This window comes from Halorubrum sp. AJ67 (genome assembly GCF_000513435.1).
The window spans coordinates 34,628-36,681 of the sequence record NZ_CBVY010000002.1 but is presented as its reverse complement, the minus strand read 5'-3'; the positions used below and the strand labels follow the sequence as shown (position 1 = coordinate 36,681).

The 2,054-nt window shown below is 67.5% G+C and carries 3 protein-coding genes and 1 tRNA gene; 3 read left to right on the top strand and 1 reads right to left on the bottom strand.

Annotated elements, in window-relative coordinates; translation table 11 throughout:
- Nucleotides 1-134: 134 nt before the first annotated feature.
- Complete coding sequence (locus tag BN903_RS02340) at nucleotides 135-335, bottom strand: XapX domain-containing protein (protein ID WP_048076214.1); 201 nt, start codon at nucleotides 333-335, stop codon at nucleotides 135-137.
- 116 nt (nucleotides 336-451) lie between these two features.
- Between BN903_RS02340 and BN903_RS02335 the strand changes: the two genes are divergently transcribed.
- From BN903_RS02335 to BN903_RS02325, 3 genes are all read left to right on the top strand, one after another.
- A complete protein-coding gene (locus BN903_RS02335) occupies nucleotides 452-1,018 on the top strand; it encodes a peptidylprolyl isomerase (protein ID WP_048076213.1) in 567 nt (188 codons plus the stop codon).
- A gap of 116 nt (nucleotides 1,019-1,134) precedes the next feature.
- Nucleotides 1,135-1,243: transfer RNA gene (locus BN903_RS02330), tRNA-Glu, on the top strand.
- Between the two features lie 149 nt (nucleotides 1,244-1,392).
- On the top strand, nucleotides 1,393-2,054 hold a 662-nt coding region (locus BN903_RS02325; RefSeq protein ID WP_048076447.1), incomplete at its 3' end, for a PLP-dependent aspartate aminotransferase family protein.

The window sequence follows — 2,054 nt, the reverse complement described above, 5'->3', positions numbered from 1 at the left end:
GTCGTACATACGCGATACTGCTCACGGCCGGCGGAAAACGATACCGGCCGGCGGAAAACGATACTCGTCCGCAGAGGATGATACCGGTCGGCGGGGCGGTCAGCGCCGAGATCGGGACACCGGATCGGCGAGCGTCACAGCCCGAGCGCGTCGAGCAGGTCGAAGCCGACGCCGGCGTAGCCGACGATCTTGAACCCGAGGTAGATCCCGACGATCGCTACCACGCCCGGCAGCTCCGGCGGCGCGGGGATCGGGACGCGGAGGAACGCGAACAGCGCGCCGACCGTCACCCCGACGAGGAGCGCGGCGACGGTCAAGATTGGGGTCGAACTCATGCCGTCGCGTCGGCGGCGTTCGTTCATAAGGGCGGTGTTCGCGGTCGGCGAGTCGCCCGCGGATGGGCACCGCGCGGATGGGCAGGGTTTTCCGGCGCGCGTCCGTCCTCAAGGATATGGCACGAGAGGTTTCCAACCCCGACAACCCGCAGGTGACACTCCAGACCAACCACGGCGACATCGTCGTCGAGCTGTTCGCCGACCGCGCGCCGAAGACGGTCGAGAACTTCCTCGGTCTGGCCCGCCACGACCCCGCCGCCGACGCGGAGCCGGCGCGCGACACGAACACGTGGGAGGACCCCAAGACGGGCGAGGTCCGCGGCGATTCGTTGTACGAGGGTATCGTCTTCCACCGCGTCATCGACGACTTCATGATCCAGGGCGGCGACCCGATGGAGAACGGCCGCGGCGGCCCCGGCTACGAGTTCGCCGACGAGTTCCACGACGACCTGACCCACGACGGCCCGGGCATCCTCTCGATGGCGAACTCCGGCCCGAATACGAACGGTTCGCAGTTCTTCATCACGCTCGACGCCACGCCCCACCTCGACGGCAAACACGCCGTCTTCGGGCAGGTGATCAACGGGATGGACGTCGTCGAGGAGATCGGCGGCGTGCCGACCGGCCGCAACGACGACCCCCGCGAGGCCGTCGAGATCGAGAAAGTCGACATCGACGAGTAACGCCCCGAATCGCGGTCCGCGCGCGACGACGACCGCGTCGCGGTCGCGTGTGTTCCCCTCTCACGCTGCGGGGAGTTGAGAAGAGTTAAATCGTCCCCGACGTAAGCGTGGTTTACGCTCGGTTGGTGTAGTCCGGCCAATCATGTTGGCCTTTCGGCGGACGCGGCGCGTCAGCGCCGGTTCGGAAGTCAGCCGACGACCAGGGTTCAAATCCCTGACCGAGCATCCACTCTCACACCGCGAGCGACGCGTCTCGGTTTACGGGTGACCGCTCTCGCTCTCCGAGCGGCATCTCCCGTGCCGCGAGCGACGCGTGCCCCTCCGCGGACGATCCAAAGGGGAAGAATCACCTCCCTCGGCGACGTGGCTCACCCATGAGCGACCGATCCGACGACGGCGACGGCGACAGCGCCGACGACCGCCGCTTCGAGACTCGCGCGATCCACGCCGGACAGGAACCGGACCCGGAGACGGGGGCACTGATGACCCCGATCCACGCGAACTCGACGTACGAGCAGGACGCGCCCGGCGACCACCGCGGCTACGAGTACAGTCGGACGGGGAATCCGACGCGCACCGACCTCGAAGCGAACCTCGCCTCGCTGGAATCGGGCAGCCACGCCCGCTGTTTCTCCTCGGGAATGGGCGCGATTAACACGGTCCTGAACCTGCTTTCCGCGGGCGACCACGTCGTCGCGGGCGACGACGTGTACGGCGGGACCCACCGAATCCTGACGCAGGTGTACGACGAGTACGACATCGAGACCACGTTCGTCGACACTCGGGACCACGACGCGGTCCGGGAGGCCATGCGCGAGGAGACGGAGCTCGTGTGGGTCGAGACGCCGACGAACCCCCTGATGAACGTCAACGACATCGCCGCGTTGTCCGACATCGCCCACGAGGGCGACGCGCTCTGTGCGGTCGACAATACGTTCGCGACGCCGTACCTCCAGCGCCCGCTCGAACACGGCGCGGACATCGTCTCCCAGTCGCTGACGAAGTACCTCGGCGGCCACTCGGACACCATCGGCGG

Excerpts from the sequence above, each read along its gene's own strand:
- BN903_RS02340 (WP_048076214.1), bottom strand. The coding sequence starts at position 335 with ATGAGTTCGACCCCAATCTTGACCGTCGCCGCGCTCCTCGTCGGGGTG.
- BN903_RS02335 (WP_048076213.1), top strand. The coding sequence starts at position 452 with ATGGCACGAGAGGTTTCCAACCCCGACAACCCGCAGGTGACACTCCAG.